The following is an 18281-nucleotide window of genomic DNA, read 5'->3' as shown; positions in this document are numbered from 1 at the left end:
TTACCCTTGATAGAGAAATACAGATTTGATTTGCTGAAATAAATCGGATAAACCATCTATAACGAGTACGAGCACGATAATAAATCCAATTAAGGTGGCAAATTGAGCAATTTCTTCTTTACCCATTTGTTTTAAAATCGTATGAATTAAGGCTACAATAATTCCTATACCGGCTATTTGAAACAAGATAGTAGCATCTGTAAACATCGGGTTAACTCCTTTCCCCTATAGAAGCAGCAATACAATAAATAATCCACATAATACCCCTAAACTCTTTGTCATCTTGCCATATTTCTGATACTGTTCGCTGGCGTCTTCTAATTCTCGATCCAAATGACTTGCAGCTAATTGGATATGCTTTTGTTGTTGAAGAAAATCATGTTGCCCTAACGTTTGTCCAAATTGGAGTAAGATCTCTTTTTCGTTATTTCCTAAACAAGAAATATCCATCAGCTCATCTAAACTATTCTGCCAAACAATACCAAAATCTTTACTTTCCTGATTCATATTTTTATACAACCGATCGAAGAAAGCATGTATTGGAAACGGGGTTTGATTTTTAATCGTGTGAAAAGCATCTTGTAATGGCAATTGACTATACATCATTTCAGCTTCAAGAATCTGTAAAGCATTTTTCACCTGGCGAATATGCTTTGGGCGATTTGCTAAACGATTACTCCATTCAAATCCAATCCACGTCGTTGTACAAATAAACAAAAGTGCACCAACCCATTGCATTGGATCAAACCTCCATTGTATTGTTATGACATTCGTTTTCCCTCTGCATCGTGTATCCCTCGAAAACGTCCCATCGATAATGTGCTGTCTAAAATAAGATAACGATGAAAGATTCTTTGATTTATAAGTGCTTGTATCGTAGGACGCTTTTTTAGTTCTTCTAGTGTTTGTCCATGTACGCTACATACAACAACCACACCAGCGTTTAAAGCTTCCAATAACGCATCCACATCCTTCTTACCGCCGATTTCATCAACAATAAGTATTTCCGGTGACATCGACCGTATCATCATCATCATTCCTTCGGCTTTAGGACATGCATCCATAACGTCTGTTCTTAACCCTAAATCATGTTGAGGTACTCCTTTAATCGATGCAGCGATTTCAGATCGTTCATCGATAACACCTACTTTTTTAGCAGGGACGTTCTTCCAACCTGTGGAAATAATTCTTGCGATGTCTCGAATAAGCGTTGTTTTTCCGGTTTGTGGTGCACCTACGATGAGTGTATTCAGATACCCTTGGTGATAGAGATAAGGCATAATTTTAGTTGCAACACCAATTTTTTCCTTAGCAATACGTATATTCAAAAAAGTGATGAATTGAATTGCTTTAACAGCACCATTTAATGTATTTACTTTTCCTGCTAAACCGATACGATGTCCACCTTCAATTGTCATATATCCTTCTCTAAGCTCTTCTTCCATACGATATAAAGAATATTCACTAAGTTGGTTAATAATGTGTACAAAATCAAGCTTGTTTGGTAAAGCTTGATTGAGCCACTCTTGTTTGGTATGAAAGATTAATTCCAAGGGCCTATTTAGTCGTAAGCGGATTTCTTGTAGCTGATCCCATCTATTCCCAATTCTACTATTTAGTTCATGTTGTATTCCTTCTGGGAAGAGTCTAATTATTTCCTCCATAAATTTTCCTCACTTTTTATATCACTTACTAGTCAATGTATGCTCGCTTGGACAAATTATGACCTATTTACACTAGCCATTACGAAGCATTTATTAATAACCTACTATTATTAATAGAAAGCAGTTAATTAATTGACTATTCTCTGTATTTTTGGAATGCACAAGCAATTAAAAATGGAACAAGAATGTATAGTTGAGACAGAAGAAGACTCAAGAGGGGTTTACGCCTAATGGAGAAAAATGGAAGTCTAACTTCAAAAGGGAGTTCAACAAGGGGCTAATGTAAAGTGGAAGGAGCCTTTCTAGTACGATGTGGAAAGAAAAAAATGATGATAGAAGCAGTCCGCCGATATTTCTGCAGATAAACAAAAAGCTGTCGAGTAATACCCGACAGCTTTAACAATTTGATTGAAATTCTATCATTATGCTCTTGATACATATTTTCCATCAGAAGTATTAATTACTAATACATCACCCTGATTAATGAAGAATGGAACTTGTACGATATGCCCTGTTTCAAGGGTTGCTGGTTTAGAACCACCACTTGCAGTATCCCCTTTAATCCCTGGTTCAGTTTCAGTAACTTCCAATTCGACGTTATTCGGAAGCTCCACTCCTAAGATTTCACCTTCATAGGTAATAACAGATACTTCCATATTCTCTTTTATATACTTCAGTTCTTCTTCGATCTGACTCGAAGTAAGCTCAATTTGTTCGTACGTATTTGTATCCATAAAAGCATGTGAATCTCCAGATGCATACAAGTATTGCATTTTTCTTGTTTCTATATGGGCTTTGCTAACTTTTTCCCCAGCACGGAATGTCTTTTCTTGAATACTTCCATTACGTAAATTGCGTAACTTAGAACGTACGAATGCAGCTCCTTTTCCCGGTTTCACATGTTGAAACTCAATTACTTGCCAAATTCCATTGTCTACTTCTATCGTTAGTCCTGTCTTAAAATCATTTACCGAAATCAATTCCTATTCCTCCCATTACAAATAAATTAACTCTTTTGGTGAATGTGTTAACCGCTCGCTTCCAGTTTCCGTCACAACGATATCATCCTCAATACGACAGCCTCCTACAGCGGGAACATAGATACCTGGTTCAACTGTAACGACCATACCGGCTTCTAAATTTTGATCATTTCGAAATGAGAGTGCAGGTCCTTCATGAACTTCAAGTCCTAGCCCATGACCAGTTGAATGACCGAAATAGTCGCCGTAACCGTTCTCTTTAATATAATCTCTCGTAACAGCATCCACTTCTTTTCCTGTTACACCTGGTTTAATGTAGTTTACACCTCGTAACTGGGCTTCAAGAACGGTATTATAGATTTTGGTTAATTCTTCACTTATTTCACCAACCGCTACTGTTCGAGTTGTATCTGAACAATAACCTTGATATAAAGCACCGTAATCCAAAGTAACTAATTCTCCTGTCTGGATTTTCTTATCCGAGGCAACCCCATGTGGTAAAGCCGAGCGTTCACCAGAAGCTACAATTATATCAAAACTAGAGGAAGTAGCACCTTGTTTACGCATAAAAAATTCCAACTCATTAGAGATGTCAATTTCACTTACCCCTGGTTTAATATAATGTTGAATATGGTCAAATGCATCATCCGCAATTTTTGCCGCTTTCTTCATTATATCTAATTCATCACTTGTTTTAATTAGGCGTAGCGACTCAACTATTCCGCTAACAGGTACTAACTCTGCATCAAAAACGCTTTTAAATTGCTCATATTGCCGGTACGTGACGTGATCTTTCTCGAATCCAAGACGTGTAATTCCCATTTCCTGCAATTGATCTTGAATTTCGAGATCAATGCCTTGTTTATGTTCAACTACCTGAAAACCTTTAGCTTGTTCACTTGCTTGTTCTGTGTATCGAAAATCAGTAACGAATCTTGCATCAGAGCTGCTAATAATTACAACCCCTGCCGTACCAGTAAATCCAGTAATATAATGTCTATTAATTGCACTTGTTATTAAAATGCCATCAACATGATTACTTTCCAATGCATTTCGCAATTTAGTAAGCTTTTCCATGACCTCATCCCTTCCCTGTTATTCTCACTTCATTTATCTAAAACGCAGACTGTATTCAGTTTATCATAAACCTGCACGTTTGAATAACATAAGCTAAACGAAGTAGGTCATTATGCTTTCGCGTTTTTACTATCCTCTTTCGCTCTTTGCAGATCATGATAATCATAGGAAATGGAATATCCGATAAAGGTTCCATATAGAATAAATACGCATAAAGTTGTTACAATGGTATCCATGTCCAAATCAGCTACTTGTGGAACAGTAGAGAATATTGGATTCATAATATAAAATATAATGATCCAAAGAACGATACCAAAGACAACCCCCATCCAGATGGAACTGACTTTTTTTAATAATCCATAATAAACAAGTGCGGTTACTAAAGAAAGTAAGCCGATTGCTATAATGGTAATCACCGTACCCAGCCATGTATCTATCCATTCGGCATGAAACCATGAACTTAATATAAACGATTTCGGAGCAACTTCCGTAAAATTAAAATAGTATAGAATTGTAGCGAATATGCTCCATATAATGCCTCCAATAAAACCTGTAAGTAATGATCTTGACAGGATTGTCATTGGATTTTCATGTTTGTTCTGTTCAAGTTGTTGATTTTGCTGTTTCATTCTAACCACCTCTAATTATTATTATGACCATATGACTTACAACCAATCCTATAAAGTTTAATAATCAGGACAATACTACTATTACAGCGTTCTAACTGAATAGTTCACGGATATAAATATTATTTTCACTTGATTTGATCTAGTTATCTAAGTTGATTTCCAGTAAAATGTAAGAAAAGACTTTCCGATTGGAATAATTTTGAGAAAACAGGAAAGAATTTATATTAAGCTAGCTTAAAAAAAGCGTAATATGCATTCTTTGAAAATCTTTTGTAAAAGCCTGATATAAATTTTTACAGAGTGGTATACACATAATAGGTGGGTATAATGTGAATGATGAAGGAGGACATATGTGATGACTAGAAAATCGATCTCTATACCTGTTTTAATTATCCTTTGCTTAGCCGCAGTTGGACTAATCTCACAATTGTTTACAAATACAGCAAATTTCTTTAGTAGCCTTTTCGTTTCAATCGGAGTTGGTATTGCCATATTCGCTGTCTTTTATTTTGTATTTATAAGAAAACGAACATCTCCCAATGAGATGAAAAAATATAAACAAGCTGTTAAACAATCAAAAGCTAAATACCATCAAGTACAACCAGGAAAAAATACAACGACTACGCCAAGAGTACAACAACCGTCCTCTCCAAAAAGAAAACGAAATAAAAAGGCTGCCCATTTACGTGTTATTGATGGAAATAAACATAAAAGAAAGGATCGAGCTTCTTTTTAAAGCTCGATCCTTTCTTTACATTCATATGTAACTATTTCGGCCAATGGGGTAAAAAAGCTTTTGCACTTTCATAGCCTTCATGAATAAGGGAGTCTTTTACTTGTTCACTAATATAAAAATTCGTACTTGTTACACTTTCAACTGGAATGAAAATGATATTATTACTCTGTGATTTAGATATGTACCTTGCATCATGAGCTTCCTTCATTGTTGCAAATAACGCATGTAGCATATCAATTGCATTGGATATTTTTCTTGGTTCCAATTTATCAATTGCTGAAGTACTCAATTTTACACCTAAAATAGGTCTTTTCTTTCTTCCGTGTCTATCTTCAAACACCCATAATGGGAAATTACTTAACAGCCCTCCATCTACGATAAAACTTTTTTTGCGATTCTTGCTTATCATTTTTTTGGGCATAAAAAAATAAGGAAATCCAGCGCTCATTCGAACTGCCTTTGCTACTGAGAAATAAGCTGAATTAATCCCGTAAATACGTTCCAAATCATCTGGTATTACAACAAGTTTTCCTAAAGAAATGTCACTCGCAACTACCTTTAAGTAACTGGGATCAATATCTTTAAATGTATATATACCTTTCGTTGCAAGCTTTCGGTAGATCCATTTCTCCAGTTGATTCCCTTTATGAATACCTAACTGAAAATATAAAAACAACCATTTCGTAAAAGGAAACAATTTTGTTAATGCAGGCGGATCCAATAATTTCTTGAGGTCTAATTCATCTAATAGTATTTCTATTTCTTGATGATCGTACCCTGCGGCTAATAACGAAGCGATAATAGCACCTGCTGATGTACCTGCAACACGTTCAAACGATAAACCTGCATGCTCGATTTGTTGTAAAGCGCCGATAAAAGCATAAGCTTTTACCCCACCACCAGAAAAAACACCATCAATTTTCATATGCTTTCCCCTCTATCGCTTGTTCCTTCCAAACCAGCATATACTGGATAAGGAAGTTTCTCTTATATTTGTAAGCAAAGAAAGGAGCATTTAGAACATGATTTATAATAAACGTTACTGTTCTGCTTCTTGATGCATTTTTTTCAATTCCTCTACGCGTGAACCATCTGCTTTAAAATAGTTAACAACATCACCGATTCGATCAATAGAATTCCAACTAAGGTGATGTTCAATTCCTTCGACATCTACATAAATATTTTCATTATCTACACCGATAATTTCTAGAAATTCTTCTAATAATTCATGACGAAATACTAAACGTTCACCAACCTTTTTACCTTTTGCTGTTAAAATGAATCCTCTATATTTTTCATAATTTAAGTAATCGTCTCGATCTAATTTTTGTACCATTTTTGTTACGGAAGAAGGATGAACCTCAAGTGCTTCTGCTATGTCCGAAACTCTTGCATATCCTTTCGCTTCCATTAAGTTGTATATTTGTTCGATGTAATCTTCCATACTAGGAGTAGGCATTCGCTTTCCTCACTTCCAAGAATAAATTTTAGTCTTATGCAAAACTGTTTCAATACAAAGGATACAGGAAATAAGTAAGTGATACAAGCAATATAAGACGTTTAACAAAAGATTATCTACTGCTTTTGCAGCAATAACTTTTGAAAAATCATGGTGTACCGACTATAATAGATAATGTATAAATGTGATAGACGGGGGAAAAAGCATGGAATTTTTAGTAGTACTCATCGTTGCTTTAGTTGTCTTCGGTGTTTTCCGATACTTTAGACAACGTATGTATTTAAAAACATTAACAGAAGATCAATTTAAAGAAGGCTATCGAAAAGCGCAACTTATTGATGTAAGAGAACCTCAAGAATTTAAACGCGGTCACATACTAGGTGCCAGAAACATTCCAGTTACCCAAATGAAGCAACGGTTAATTGAATTACGCAAAGATAAACCAGTGTATCTTTATTGTCAAAGTGGATCACGTGCAGCACGTGCAGCACAACTCCTCAATAAAAAAGGATATAAAGATATTAATGTCTTAAAAGGCGGATTCAAAAAATGGACTGGTAAGATCAAATAAATTATGTTTTTATATAGCCAACAGCCTGGTAGCAAGAAATTTGCCACCAGGCTGTTATTATTACTGATTTATTTTGATTCGTATTTGAGGATTGGTTTTCTTGCTGCAGTCGTTTCATCCATCCGTTTCACGATGGTATGATGAGGAGCTTCTTGAACCAATTCCGGTTCCTCTTTTACTTCATCCGCTATTCTGAGCATTGTTTCTACAAAGCCATCCAACGTTTCTTTTGATTCTGTTTCCGTTGGTTCAACCATTAATGCCTCTTCCACATTTAAAGGGAAATAAATGGTTGGTGGATGATAGCCATAATCGAGTAAACGTTTTGCAATATCTAATGTCCGCACACCTAATTTTTTCTGTTGTTTGCCAGATAGCACAAATTCATGCTTACAATGCTGCTTAAACGGCAGTTCATAAGTTGATTCTAATTTTCTCATCATATAATTAGCATTTAGTACCGCGTATTCACTTACTTTTTTCAATCCTTCTGCACCCATTGTTCGAATATACGTGTATGCTCGTAAATTAATACCAAAATTCCCATAGTAAGGCTTGATTCTTCCGATAGACTGAGGGCGATCATTATCAAACGTATAAATGCCATCTTTTTTAATTAATAAAGGTTTTGGTAAGAAAGCTTTTAATTCTTCCGTAACTCCTACAGGACCAGAACCGGGACCACCACCGCCATGAGGCCCTGTAAATGTTTTGTGAAGATTTAAATGAACTGCATCAAATCCCATATCGCCTGGTCGAGCGTAGCCCATAATCGCATTTAGATTGGCACCATCATAATAAAGTTTGCCCCCAGCTTCATGAACGATTTTTGCCATTTCCTCGATTTCCGTTTCGAATAACCCAAGGGTGTTTGGATTTGTTAACATGAGCGCCGCCGTATCTTCTCCTACGACTCGTTTTAAGTCTTCTAAATCTACTAACCCTTTGTCATTAGATTTAACTGTTACAGCCTCAAATCCTGCAACTGTTGCTGATGCTGGATTCGTTCCATGTGCAGAATCAGGGACAATTACTTTTGTACGACGGAAATCACCATTTGCCTCATGAAAGGCACGGATCATCATTAATGCTGTCCATTCACCATGTGCACCAGCTGCTGATTGTAAAGAAACCTCAGCCATTCCTGTAATTTCACGTAATGCTGTTTGAAGGTCATACATCATTTCCATTGCACCTTGAACACTCTTCTCTGGTTGATCTGGATGTATATGACTAAAACCATCCAAACGAGCAATGTCCTCATTTAACTTAGGGTTATATTTCATTGTACAAGATCCTAATGGATAAAAGCCTGAATCAACACCATAATTTCGATTAGATAGACCGGTGTAATGACGAACGATATCTAACTCGCTTACTTCCGGTAGTTCGGGAGGTTGTTCACGAAGATAACGCTCCCCCAACTCTGCATCTAAGTCTATATCTGGGACATCTAATTCTGGCAGACTATAACTCGTTCTGCCTGGTTTACTATGTTCAAAAATAAGTGGAAAATCTTGGTTATACATTGAGCTCCCTCATTTCTCTAACAAACTGGTCGATATCTTCGATTGTACGGTTTTCTGTGACAGCTACAAGCATGTGTCCAGTCATTTCAGGAAAATCTTTCTCTAAGTTGTAGCCACCTATAATACCTATGTCAAGTAATTGATCATTCAAATCAGCAATTGATTTGTTCAATTTAATAACAAACTCATTAAAAAATGAACCATTGTAAACCACTTCCATACCTGCTTCTTGGAATTTTTGTTTTGCATAGCGTGCTTTTTTCATATTAATTGCAGCCATTTGTTTTAAACCATGCTTTCCTAATGAACTCATTGCCACGGAACTAGCTAATGCATTCAACGCTTGATTTGAGCAAATATTAGACGTCGCTTTATCTCTACGAATGTGCTGTTCTCTTGCTTGAAGGGTTAACACGAATCCTCTTACGCCTTCCTCATCCGTTGTTTGCCCTACTAGGCGGCCAGGAACTTTCCGCATAAGTTTTTTTGTCGTGGCAAAATAACCGCAGTGTGGACCACCGAATTGAGCTGGAATTCCAAATACTTGTGTATCACCTACAACAATATCAGCACCAAAATCCCCTGGTGGCGTTAAATATCCCAATGCCAACGGATTACTAGAAACAATAAACATGGTTTTCTTTTGGTTTACGAGTAGTTCCTGAATCTCTTCCATTGACTCTAATTGCCCGAAAAAGTTAGGGTATTGTACGACCACACTTGCAGTCTGTTCATCTAATTCATTTGCAAGCTGATTCATGTCGGTCTTACCATTCTGTACATCAATTTCAACTATCTCTAGATTAGGGCCTTTTGCATAAGTGTCTATAACTGCTCTACTTTGTGGATGTACAGCTTTCGATACAAGAATTTTCTTTCGCTTTGTTTGCGCTGCGCTTAAGTTAACTGCTTCTGCTAAAGACGTGCCTCCATCATACATCGAGGAATTGGCTACATCCATACCAGTTAATTCTGATATCATCGTTTGAAATTCAAAAATTGCCTGTAATTCTCCCTGTGAAATTTCCGGCTGATACGGTGTATATGCTGTATAAAATTCAGATCTAGAAATAACATGATCAACAACGGATGGAATGAAGTGATCATATACACCCGCACCTAAAAAAGAACGATAATCATTTAAATTAGCATTTTTCGAAGCTAGTGTTGCTAGCTCCCTTTTTAACTCAACTTCATTGGCTGGTTTCTTTAATTGCATTTCTGTCTTAAGACGAACCGATTTTGGTATATCAGAGAATAAAGCGTCTGTACTGTCAATTCCGATACTAGCAAGCATTTCTTGTTTATCCTCTACCGTCATTGGTAAATAACGAAATTCCATTTGCAACTCCCCCTATTTTTGCCTTTGATAAAATGGTGTCTGTACCACTTTAGCTACAGCGCTTCTCTTTCTTACTTGGACAACTAATTCTGTTCCCACTTGAGCTAGATCTGTATTTATTAATGCTAGTCCAATATTTTTCTGTAACGTTGGTGATTGTGTACCAGAAGTCACAAAGCCGGCATATTGGCCATTATGATAAATTTCATATCCTGTTCGGGGAATCCCTTTATCAATCATTTCTATTCCAACTAGCTTCCTATCCGTTCCGTTTTCAATCTGTTGTTTTAAAACGTGCTTGCCAATAAAATCAGCATGTTTATTTACTTTTACTGCAAAAGATAAACCAGCTTCAATTGGACTAATATCCTTGCTAATCTCTTGACCATAGAGTGGCAAATTGGCTTCGAACCGCAATGTATCTCTAGCACCTAATCCAATCGGTGCAAGACCACTTTCTTTTCCTTCCTGTAAGATAAGCTCCCACAAATCAATTCCATTTTTCTGATCAATGTAGATTTCAAATCCATCTTCACCTGTGTAGCCTGTTCTAGACACAAGTGCTGGCTGTTCAATCCCCCTAAAAAACACTTGATCTTTGAATCGGAAAAATCGTATATCTGCTAAGTCCGTCTCGGTTAATGATTGCAGAATTCTCTCTGCCACAGGCCCCTGTATAGCCAATTGAACAAGTGATTCTGAAATATTTTGAATTACTAGTTCAGTTGGTTCAAAATCATTATGATCAACGAGCCATTGATAATCTTTGTCCGTATTTGCAGCATTAACAACAAGAAGATATTCGTCTTCATCCAACATATAAATAAGAAAATCATCAACCGTACCGCCGTCTTCGTAGCACATTAACGTATACTGTGCTCGATTTGGTGTAAGTTTACCAACATCGTTTGTAACCATTTTTTGCAGAAAATCTAAACTTTTACGACCTTTTATGATAATTTCTCCCATATGCGACACATCGAATAAACCTGCTTTTGTTCTAGTAATTTCATGTTCATGCTTAATTCCAGTAAATTGAACGGGAAGGTCCCAGCCACCGAAATCAATTGTTTTTGCTCCGTACTTTGAATAAGCAGGATACAATGGCGTCTGTTTTAATTCACTCATCTCAGTCACTCCCTTGATTTTCGAATTATTCAGCAATCTGAAAATTAAAAAAACAGAGATTTCATTGGTTGTCAATGAAATCTCTGTCCTTCTACCAGAAAGTTTCATACAAATCGCCATAGGTAATTTGTATTTTCTTCTTGGGTGGTTTACTTCTTACGTAAACACTCTCCAGAGTTGCGTCCTACAAGAGTCTTTTTTGCCTGAGAGATTCGCTGTAGCTTGCTCCTTCGGCGTTACTTAGAAGCATATGGCTTTTCTTCCTAGTAAACTCTCCCCTTGTAATCATTCGCTTTTATGAAAATATGTATAATTGGTTATACTATGTTACAAAACCAATGAAAAATCTATTTTATTGTGAATTATTATACCACATAATATAAAAGATAAAATAGCTATTCTGAATAATCTATAGAAAAAGGAAGGATGTAATGAATTCTATTCATCTAGACAAAGATACAACATTTATTAATGAATTAGAAAACCGTTTAGATATGAATGACCCGGTGTCCTCTTGGGAACTGTTTTCCATGGCTTTTCATGCAGAGAAAACAACGATGACACCAAGTTTTAAAGGGTTACGAGCATTAGAATTCCTCCCCCATGTTGATTTTCTTAACCATCAAATCGCTTCAGCAGAACAAGTAATCGAACAAATGAATGGAAGGGCAATTCTGGCAGATGAAGTAGGTTTAGGTAAAACAATAGAAGCAGGATTAATTTTAAAGGAATATATGATACGTGGTTTAGTCAAAAAAGCATTAATTCTCGTTCCAGCCTCATTGGTAAATCAATGGGAGAAAGAACTTAATGAAAAATTTTATATTCCAGCTGTTGCTCATCGGAAGAATATGAGCTGGGAACATGGAAATATTATTATTTCCTCCATGGACACGGCAAAAAGGGAACCTCATCGTGAAACCATTTTGGATTTGGACTACGACTTTGTCTTAGTAGATGAAGCACATAAATTAAAGAACCATAAAACCAAAAACTATGCATTTGTTCGCGCCTTAAAAAAGAAGTACTGCCTATTACTAACTGCAACACCAGTGCAAAATCAATTAATAGAAATATTTAATTTAGTTTCTATTCTCAAGCCAGGTCATCTGGGTAATTATGACTCTTTCTTAGAGAGTTACGGAAAAGATCGAAAAAATATGAAGCAAGATATCTATTTAAAACAATTAGTACAAAAAGTAATGGTAAGAAACACTCGAAGAGAAACTGGGTTGAATCAAGTAAAGCGTCATATCGAAACGATTTGGACAGAGTTTTCTGATGAAGAAAAAGATGTTTATCAACAATTAGAGAATAGTACTGGCTTACTCCCTTCTTTCTCAAAGATTACTTTTCTTAGAGAATTTTGCTCGTCAAGGGAAGCATGTTATTTATCGTTAAAGAAGATGCTGTCAGAACAACCTGAACTTGATACATTTCACCAAATTACCGAAAATATCGAACAATTACCGAATCATAAAAAAGCAGAGAAAGTGGTTGAACTAATTCAAGAGATTGGCGACGAAAAAGTGATTATATTTACCGAATATAGAGCTACTCAACTATATTTGCAATGGTATTTACAACAAAATGGAATATCCTCTGTGCCATTTAGAGGGGGATTTAAACGAGGGAAAAAAGACTGGATGCGTCAACTTTTTAAAGATCATGCCCAAGTATTAATTGCAACCGAAGCAGGTGGAGAAGGGATTAACCTACAATTTTGTAACTATATGATAAATTACGATTTACCCTGGAATCCAATGCGATTAGAGCAAAGAATTGGTCGTATTCACCGATATGGCCAAGATAAAGATGTGCATATATACAATTTTGCACTTAAACACACGGTGGAAGAACATATTATGAAACTTTTATATGAAAAGATTAATTTATTTGAACAGGTGATCGGTCATTTAGATGATATATTAGCGGATCTGTCTATTCCCGATATTGAAAGCGAATTACAAGAAATTTATGCTGAATCGACAACTCCTGGTGAAGCCAAAATCAAACTTCAAAACCTATCTGCTGTAATTAAACAGACACATGATACAAATTATGGGGAGGAGCAAAAGTATGGTAATTGATGATTTGAATCACTTTCTAAAATCCTTTTTTCAAGCACATCATTGTTCCATTCTACGAGATGATAATGGTATATTATCTGTTCAATTAACGGAAGAAATGGATAAAGCTTTAATGAACCGTCCATTCTATTGGCATTATATGAAAAAAATGGGCCATCCAGGGGAGCCGATGCGATTAACGTTAATTACTAATCCTGAAATGCGGAATGAGCAAGGGGAATGGATTCATTTTGGAAGTCCGAGATTACAGCAGATCATACATTATTTACAAGAACAGGAAAAATACACAAAGTTATTTCAACAAGTAAATCCAACGATGAATACCCCCTTATATCCATGGTTAGTAACAAATCTTAAAATCAGTTATAAGGGGAAGTATAAACGGGATGAGCTTTTTTCCATTGGATTAAATTTGATTAACGGAACCATGAAATCAGATATGATGGAAACATTAGATAAGGTTCCACTGCAAACAACTATATCTGATTTTTGTTATACGCTTTCCCCACTTGTTAAATTGAAAAGCGGCTACCTGCGAATTGAATCTGTTCTTGATAGCTATATAGAGAATCAGGAACATAAATGGGCTGAAGATTCGCTTAGAGAGTTACAGTCAGAAGCGGAGTTACTAAGACACTTTTATATAGAAGATACAGAAGATAAACAAATGGAAAAAGAAATTCAGGAAATTACGGAAAGATATCAGCCTCGGATTACATACCAAGTAATCAATGGAGGATTATTTTATTTAACTTCAGACATAGCATAAGCAGGCTCAACTCTGAGCCTGCTTGTTTTTGTTTATCATCATTCGGAATGCAAATGGCAACAAACCTAGCCATCGATTCCCAAATAGAACAGATTTTCTTTGTCTTTTGGTTTTACGTTTTTTCTTTTCTTCTGCAGGCAAATCGATATATGTTACTACTTGCTCTGTCATAAATTTAATGTAATCATTCGTTGACATGTATCCTGCCTCCTCTTATTTTTTATTAGCTTTGCCAATCCAGTTAACAATATTACTGAAAAATACAAAATAAATTTTAAATTGCATGCAGGATTTAGCAATCTATTGTCGAATAAAGTAATATAAAGGAGGTGACAATGTATTGAAGGCTGCAGCAGCTATTTCCAATAACATACTTCAGCAAGCGATTCGGAAGGAAGCTTCTGACATCCACTTTTCTCCTCTTCCGGACAGAATAGATATCTTTATTCGTACACAAGGGAAACGAACGTTCCTTAAATCAATTCCTATACCTTCATACAACATATTGCTAACGTATTATAAATTCACTTCAGCAATGGATATTGGCGAAAGTCGAAGACCACAAAATGGTACCATGCGTTTTCAATTAAACAACGACACCTATTCCCTAAGGCTATCAACTCTACCTGTCAAACAAATGGAAAGTTTAGCTATCCGTATACTCCCGCAAGAAGAGAACCTGCCGATCCATCAGTTATTCCTTTTTCCAAGCCAATTAAATAAAATAATGACATGGATTACCAAGCGATCTGGACTAATCCTAATTACTGGACCAACGGGTAGTGGTAAAACAACAACGCTATACGCTATTTTAGAAGCTATTTTAAAAGAAAAATCCTATCAAGCAATTACGTTAGAAGATCCAGTTGAAAAAGAGATAGCTCAAATTTTGCAAGTTCAAGTAAATGAGAAAGCTGGAATAACATATCAAACTGGCTTTAAAGCTGCCTTACGACATGATCCCGATATAATAATGGTAGGCGAAATACGCGATGCAGCTACGGCTCATTTCGCTTATGAAGCATCTTTATCTGGACACTTAGTTTTAAGTACCATACATGCAACACATGCTTTAGGAACAATCCATCGCTTAAAAGAATTTGGTTTAACATCTTCGGAGTTAAAGCATTCATTAGTTGCAATTGCAGCCATTGAGCTACTAGCATTTGAAACAGTCAAGCACGGAAGAAGAAGAGCTGCTATAGTGGAGCTTTTAGATCGTCATCTGCTTGATATTTACTTTAACGAAAATGACCTTTCGTTCACCGGCTATCAAACATTTCATCACTTACGAAAGAAGGCATTTGCATATGGATTTATACCTAAAACAATTCCTAGTGAAATCTAAAGATCGTATCTCAGATGATGATCAATTACAATTTTTAAAACGTATGCACCGACTCTTAGATAATGGCTATTCATTACTAGATACACTTGAAGTGATGACATGGGATAAACAATTGGCTAATACAGCAGAACAAATAATCAATTCGTTAAAAAATGGCTTTTCCCTTGAACAAGCACTTTCCAATTGTTCCTTTCATTCATCCATCGTTAACTATATTTCCTTTGCTAATACAAACCAGAATATTGAAGAAAATATCCAGCGGTGCTATATGATGTTTGAACAAAGGTTAAATAATTTAAAGAAATTCAAGCACCTCTTGCGTTATCCACTTATCTTACTTAGCCTTTTCCTACCTCTTCTATTTATTCTTAAGCAGTCGGTTTTACCATCATTCCTAGAATTGTACCAGCAAAGCCCCAGCTCCTCATCCCTAATTATCTTCTCTATCTTTCTGATCGATTGGCTTGGTCTGCTCCTTATTTTGACCTGTCTTGGTATTGGCGGAATCGCCATTTTATGGAAAATATATAACCAGCGTCTTTCCATTGAAAAAAAGCTTCGTGTTTACCAGAGAATACCTATTTTTCGTACGTATATCAAACTACAAACTTCCTTTCTCTTCGCCAGTCAATTTAGTACGTTAATAAAAACTGGAATGTCCTTCAAAGATGTTTTAGATCAAATGATTTATCAAGAAAAACAACCGATTATCTCCTACTATTGTCGACGAATGGGGAAACAGCTCTCTAATGGACACCCAATTCCTACACTCATTTCCCAATTCTTTTTTTTAGAAATGCAATTAACAGCCATCTTTCAACGAAGCAATAATAACCAAGCCTTGGAAACAGATTTATTTCTATATGCGGAAATACTCCTAGAAGAAATACAACGTAAACTTGTTAAGTATTTAACATATATCCAGCCAGTATTTTTCATTATCATTGCCTGTTTTATTTTATTTGTGTATATAACGCTAATGTGGCCAATGTTTCAGCTTGTAAAAACAATATAGAAAGAGGTTAATATAACATGCTTAAGAATAATCGTGGGTTTACTTTAATCGAAATGTTAATTGTGCTGATGATCATATCCGTGCTTATTATACTGATCGTGCCCAATTTAAGTAAACGGAGCCAAGAAGTTAGTAACAAAGGATGCGATGCACTTCTTGCTGTAGTTCAAGCGCAAGTAGATGCATATTACACCGAACATAACAGTTATCCTATTAGTTTGGAATCGATGATACCTGCATACATTAACGAAGAACAAACAAGCTGTAATAACGATGAGGCATTACTCTATGATAAAGACACAGGAAAAGTTCGTGCTCCAGCCAGCTAAACGAAACGGATTCTCCCTGATAGAAATGTTAGTCGTGCTTAGTATCGTAATGGTTTTATTAGGTATTAGTGTGCCCCCGGCACTATCTATATTAGAGGAGCTCGAAAGCCAATATGTACTTCAAACCTTTGAAACAGACGTCATGAAAATTCAGCATATGTCAGCAATACATCAATCAAGAATCCGTATTTTTCTTTACGAAGATAAATACGCGATTTTGCATAATTCAGCAATAAAAATAACAAGATTATTGCCAACTGGCTGGAAGATTGACAGTACCATCTCTCGGAATATTGAATTTGAAAGGAATGGAAATATTAAACAACCACGTACGTTTTATATACAGGCTCCAAATAAAACATATAAAGTTGTGTTTCCATTTGGTAAAGGAAGATTTCGTATTGAAGAAACATAACGGGTTTACATTGATTGAAGTTACTATAGCTGTAAGTATTTTATTTAGTACCATCGTCATCTTACTCCCATTAATCTCTCTATTACAAACAGAAAGGCAAGTTTTAAGTGACCGAAGAATGATTGCATACAAATTACATGATGAATTACAGCCCTATCTATGGGGTGTAAATTCAGACTTGCCAAGTCATTTTGAGAAAAAGATAGAATCAAAAACAGTTCAGTTTTCTATGGTCACCATTACTGAATCATCGCTGCTTAAAGGATGTGCAAAATGGAATAATGCAAAGCAAACGAAGGAAGTTTTTTGTTTATTTGGTAAGCCATGATGAAAAAGGTTTTACTCTGATTCATTCCTTATTCATGATCTTTATCTTGTCTTTTAGCCTGCCATTCTTAAGCTATCTCATTAATTCTGCAAATAATTTCCAAGCATCACCAGATGAGCTTTCCGCCCAGCAGTTTTTTTTATTTCTTAGAAATGAAGTGATGCAAGCAACAGATTACCGGATTAGCCAAAACAAGCTATATCTTGCGTTACCTAATAAAGCGGAGGCCACTTTCAGCTTATATGGGAATATAATTCGAAGGCAAGTAAACGGATTAGGACATGAAATTTATCTTCGTAATGTGAAAGAACTTCACCTTTCTCCTCTTCCCTACGGATTTACTATTAGGATAACGACTCTAGGTGGTGAACAATATAAAAAAGATATTGTTTTCTATGAATAATGAACAGGCTTTTATACTACCATTCGTTTTATTTGTGATTGCCTTAACGTTTATGCTGATCACCACGAACGTGCAACAGTACCAAAGTAATATTTCAATGACTAAAAACCAGCTACAGCAAATCACTATTGAAACGTTAATACAAACTGCCAGGGAAAAATTAAAAGAGAAGCTAAACGAGGATATTAATAACATCTCCCCTCGTACGTTTCATCTACCTCAAGGAGATGTTCGCGTTCAATTAACAGATATAGGGAAAAGTAGTTACCGAATCCTATATATCGTAACTATTCAAGAATCTAAGTATACAACGATTGGTTATTTAGCCATTCCTAATAAAAAAGAATAAAAATATTATAGGATGGAGAAGCTATTCGTGATGAAAAATTTATTTTAAAAAGATTAAAAATTATATGTATGTAAACGATAAATGTTTCAATGGTTTCATTTACAAGAAGGATTTCCTCGT

The 18281-nt window shown here is 35.7% G+C and carries 23 protein-coding genes and 1 riboswitch; of the genes, 11 read left to right on the top strand and 12 right to left on the bottom strand.

What is annotated here, in order from left to right:
* The 6 genes from spoIIIAC to M948_RS34960 all read right to left on the bottom strand — a co-directional run bounded on the left by spoIIIAC (position 1) and on the right by M948_RS34960 (position 4350).
* Entirely contained in the window at positions 1 to 207 is a 207-nt protein-coding gene (gene spoIIIAC / locus M948_RS34985) for a stage III sporulation protein AC (protein ID WP_021291150.1), read from the bottom strand.
* Positions 208 to 225: 18 nt separating this feature from the next.
* Positions 226 to 738, bottom strand: a complete 513-nt coding sequence (gene spoIIIAB, locus M948_RS34980) for a stage III sporulation protein SpoIIIAB (protein WP_021291149.1) — start codon at positions 736 to 738, stop codon at positions 226 to 228.
* 23 nt (positions 739 to 761) lie between these two features.
* Positions 762 to 1664, bottom strand: a complete 903-nt coding sequence (spoIIIAA, locus tag M948_RS34975) for a stage III sporulation protein AA (RefSeq protein ID WP_021291148.1) — start codon at positions 1662 to 1664, stop codon at positions 762 to 764.
* A gap of 422 nt (positions 1665 to 2086) precedes the next feature.
* Positions 2087 to 2644: an elongation factor P gene (gene efp / locus M948_RS34970; protein ID WP_021291147.1), complete on the bottom strand. Its 558-nt coding sequence runs from the start codon at positions 2642 to 2644 to the stop codon at positions 2087 to 2089.
* Positions 2645 to 2659: 15 nt separating this feature from the next.
* The gene (locus M948_RS34965; RefSeq protein WP_021291146.1) at positions 2660 to 3721 is read right to left on the bottom strand and encodes a M24 family metallopeptidase; all 1062 of its coding nucleotides are present in this window, start codon (positions 3719 to 3721) and stop codon (positions 2660 to 2662) included.
* Between the two features lie 110 nt (positions 3722 to 3831).
* Positions 3832 to 4350 carry a YqhR family membrane protein gene (locus M948_RS34960; protein ID WP_021291145.1) on the bottom strand — a complete coding sequence of 173 codons (519 nt, stop codon included), beginning with the start codon at positions 4348 to 4350 and terminating at the stop codon, positions 3832 to 3834.
* Between the two features lie 355 nt (positions 4351 to 4705).
* Here M948_RS34960 and M948_RS34955 point away from each other — a divergent pair, with 355 nt between their 5' ends.
* Positions 4706 to 5086 (top strand): SA1362 family protein, encoded by a 381-nt coding sequence (locus M948_RS34955; protein WP_021291144.1) that lies wholly within the window; start codon positions 4706 to 4708, stop codon positions 5084 to 5086.
* A gap of 31 nt (positions 5087 to 5117) precedes the next feature.
* Here M948_RS34955 and M948_RS34950 read toward each other — a convergent pair whose 3' ends face one another.
* Positions 5118 to 6011, bottom strand: coding sequence for a patatin-like phospholipase family protein (locus tag M948_RS34950; protein ID WP_021291143.1), 894 nt, complete (start codon positions 6009 to 6011; stop codon positions 5118 to 5120).
* 114 nt (positions 6012 to 6125) lie between these two features.
* Positions 6126 to 6545 (bottom strand): transcriptional regulator MntR, encoded by a 420-nt coding sequence (gene mntR, locus M948_RS34945; protein WP_021291142.1) that lies wholly within the window; start codon positions 6543 to 6545, stop codon positions 6126 to 6128.
* A 205-nt stretch (positions 6546 to 6750) separates the two neighbouring features.
* On the opposite strand from mntR, the gene M948_RS34940 reads away from it, so the two are divergent.
* Complete coding sequence (locus M948_RS34940; protein ID WP_021291141.1) at positions 6751 to 7116, top strand: rhodanese-like domain-containing protein; 366 nt, start codon at positions 6751 to 6753, stop codon at positions 7114 to 7116.
* 68 nt (positions 7117 to 7184) lie between these two features.
* Here the strand turns inward: M948_RS34940 and gcvPB are convergent, their stop codons facing one another.
* Genes gcvPB through gcvT form a run of 3 tightly spaced genes read right to left on the bottom strand, consistent with a single transcriptional unit; the run spans position 7185 to position 11115 of the window.
* Positions 7185 to 8645 (bottom strand): aminomethyl-transferring glycine dehydrogenase subunit GcvPB, encoded by a 1461-nt coding sequence (gene gcvPB, locus M948_RS34935; protein ID WP_021291140.1) that lies wholly within the window; start codon positions 8643 to 8645, stop codon positions 7185 to 7187.
* Complete coding sequence (gene gcvPA, locus M948_RS34930; protein WP_021291139.1) at positions 8638 to 9987, bottom strand: aminomethyl-transferring glycine dehydrogenase subunit GcvPA; 1350 nt, start codon at positions 9985 to 9987, stop codon at positions 8638 to 8640. The genes gcvPB and gcvPA overlap by 8 nt, the downstream gene beginning before the upstream one ends.
* Positions 9988 to 9999: 12 nt before the next feature.
* Positions 10000 to 11115 carry a glycine cleavage system aminomethyltransferase GcvT gene (gene gcvT, locus M948_RS34925; protein WP_021291138.1) on the bottom strand — a complete coding sequence of 372 codons (1116 nt, stop codon included), beginning with the start codon at positions 11113 to 11115 and terminating at the stop codon, positions 10000 to 10002.
* A gap of 180 nt (positions 11116 to 11295) precedes the next feature.
* A riboswitch (glycine riboswitch) is annotated at positions 11296 to 11404 on the bottom strand.
* A gap of 142 nt (positions 11405 to 11546) precedes the next feature.
* Between gcvT and M948_RS34920 the strand changes: the two genes are divergently transcribed.
* Positions 11547 to 13205, top strand: a complete 1659-nt coding sequence (locus M948_RS34920) for a DEAD/DEAH box helicase (RefSeq protein WP_021291137.1) — start codon at positions 11547 to 11549, stop codon at positions 13203 to 13205.
* Complete coding sequence (locus M948_RS34915; RefSeq protein ID WP_021291136.1) at positions 13195 to 13974, top strand: YqhG family protein; 780 nt, start codon at positions 13195 to 13197, stop codon at positions 13972 to 13974. The genes M948_RS34920 and M948_RS34915 overlap by 11 nt, the downstream gene beginning before the upstream one ends.
* Positions 13975 to 13980: 6 nt before the next feature.
* Here M948_RS34915 and M948_RS34910 read toward each other — a convergent pair whose 3' ends face one another.
* The gene (locus M948_RS34910; protein ID WP_021291135.1) at positions 13981 to 14172 is read right to left on the bottom strand and encodes a YqzE family protein; all 192 of its coding nucleotides are present in this window, start codon (positions 14170 to 14172) and stop codon (positions 13981 to 13983) included.
* A gap of 142 nt (positions 14173 to 14314) precedes the next feature.
* Here M948_RS34910 and comGA point away from each other — a divergent pair, with 142 nt between their 5' ends.
* From comGA to M948_RS34875, 7 genes are read left to right on the top strand one after another with little or no spacing between them, the layout of a single operon-like run.
* The gene (gene comGA, locus M948_RS34905) at positions 14315 to 15322 is read left to right on the top strand and encodes a competence type IV pilus ATPase ComGA (protein ID WP_021291134.1); all 1008 of its coding nucleotides are present in this window, start codon (positions 14315 to 14317) and stop codon (positions 15320 to 15322) included.
* Entirely contained in the window at positions 15285 to 16337 is a 1053-nt protein-coding gene (comGB, locus tag M948_RS34900; RefSeq protein ID WP_021291133.1) for a competence type IV pilus assembly protein ComGB, read from the top strand. The genes comGA and comGB overlap by 38 nt, the downstream gene beginning before the upstream one ends.
* A 17-nt stretch (positions 16338 to 16354) precedes the next feature.
* Positions 16355 to 16666 (top strand): competence type IV pilus major pilin ComGC, encoded by a 312-nt coding sequence (comGC, locus tag M948_RS34895; protein ID WP_021291132.1) that lies wholly within the window; start codon positions 16355 to 16357, stop codon positions 16664 to 16666.
* Entirely contained in the window at positions 16626 to 17081 is a 456-nt protein-coding gene (gene comGD, locus M948_RS34890; RefSeq protein ID WP_021291131.1) for a competence type IV pilus minor pilin ComGD, read from the top strand. Before comGC ends, comGD begins: the two co-directional genes overlap by 41 nt.
* Positions 17068 to 17409: a type IV pilus modification PilV family protein gene (locus M948_RS34885; RefSeq protein WP_021291130.1), complete on the top strand. Its 342-nt coding sequence runs from the start codon at positions 17068 to 17070 to the stop codon at positions 17407 to 17409. The genes comGD and M948_RS34885 overlap by 14 nt, the downstream gene beginning before the upstream one ends.
* Complete coding sequence (comGF, locus tag M948_RS34880) at positions 17396 to 17812, top strand: competence type IV pilus minor pilin ComGF (protein WP_021291129.1); 417 nt, start codon at positions 17396 to 17398, stop codon at positions 17810 to 17812. Before M948_RS34885 ends, comGF begins: the two co-directional genes overlap by 14 nt.
* Positions 17805 to 18161, top strand: coding sequence for a hypothetical protein (locus M948_RS34875; RefSeq protein WP_021291128.1), 357 nt, complete (start codon positions 17805 to 17807; stop codon positions 18159 to 18161). Before comGF ends, M948_RS34875 begins: the two co-directional genes overlap by 8 nt.
* The last annotated feature ends 120 nt before the right edge of the window (positions 18162 to 18281 follow it).

Source organism: Virgibacillus sp. CM-4 (assembly GCF_000445495.1).
In the GTDB taxonomy this organism is placed as follows: Bacteria; Bacillota; Bacilli; order Bacillales; family Amphibacillaceae; genus Virgibacillus; species Virgibacillus salexigens.
Note: the sequence above shows the minus strand (reverse complement) of the source record. Positions and strands in the feature narration are given on the sequence as shown.

Bases quoted from the DNA above. Each gene is read 5' to 3' on its own strand.
- spoIIIAC (WP_021291150.1), bottom strand. From the start codon at position 207: ATGTTTACAGATGCTACTATCTTGTTTCAAATAGCCGGTATAGGAATT.
- spoIIIAB (WP_021291149.1), bottom strand. From the start codon at position 738: ATGCAATGGGTTGGTGCACTTTTGTTTATTTGTACAACGACGTGGATT.
- spoIIIAA (WP_021291148.1), bottom strand. From the start codon at position 1,664: ATGGAGGAAATAATTAGACTCTTCCCAGAAGGAATACAACATGAACTA.
- M948_RS34965 (WP_021291146.1), bottom strand. From the start codon at position 3,721: ATGGAAAAGCTTACTAAATTGCGAAATGCATTGGAAAGTAATCATGTT.
- M948_RS34960 (WP_021291145.1), bottom strand. From the start codon at position 4,350: ATGAAACAGCAAAATCAACAACTTGAACAGAACAAACATGAAAATCCA.
- M948_RS34955 (WP_021291144.1), top strand. From the start codon at position 4,706: ATGACTAGAAAATCGATCTCTATACCTGTTTTAATTATCCTTTGCTTA.
- M948_RS34950 (WP_021291143.1), bottom strand. From the start codon at position 6,011: ATGAAAATTGATGGTGTTTTTTCTGGTGGTGGGGTAAAAGCTTATGCT.
- mntR (WP_021291142.1), bottom strand. From the start codon at position 6,545: ATGCCTACTCCTAGTATGGAAGATTACATCGAACAAATATACAACTTA.
- M948_RS34940 (WP_021291141.1), top strand. From the start codon at position 6,751: ATGGAATTTTTAGTAGTACTCATCGTTGCTTTAGTTGTCTTCGGTGTT.
- gcvPB (WP_021291140.1), bottom strand. From the start codon at position 8,645: ATGTATAACCAAGATTTTCCACTTATTTTTGAACATAGTAAACCAGGC.
- gcvPA (WP_021291139.1), bottom strand. From the start codon at position 9,987: ATGGAATTTCGTTATTTACCAATGACGGTAGAGGATAAACAAGAAATG.
- gcvT (WP_021291138.1), bottom strand. From the start codon at position 11,115: ATGAGTGAATTAAAACAGACGCCATTGTATCCTGCTTATTCAAAGTAC.
- M948_RS34920 (WP_021291137.1), top strand. From the start codon at position 11,547: ATGAATTCTATTCATCTAGACAAAGATACAACATTTATTAATGAATTA.
- M948_RS34915 (WP_021291136.1), top strand. From the start codon at position 13,195: ATGGTAATTGATGATTTGAATCACTTTCTAAAATCCTTTTTTCAAGCA.
- M948_RS34910 (WP_021291135.1), bottom strand. From the start codon at position 14,172: ATGTCAACGAATGATTACATTAAATTTATGACAGAGCAAGTAGTAACA.
- comGB (WP_021291133.1), top strand. From the start codon at position 15,285: ATGGATTTATACCTAAAACAATTCCTAGTGAAATCTAAAGATCGTATC.
- comGC (WP_021291132.1), top strand. From the start codon at position 16,355: ATGCTTAAGAATAATCGTGGGTTTACTTTAATCGAAATGTTAATTGTG.
- comGD (WP_021291131.1), top strand. From the start codon at position 16,626: ATGATAAAGACACAGGAAAAGTTCGTGCTCCAGCCAGCTAAACGAAAC.
- M948_RS34875 (WP_021291128.1), top strand. From the start codon at position 17,805: ATGAATAATGAACAGGCTTTTATACTACCATTCGTTTTATTTGTGATT.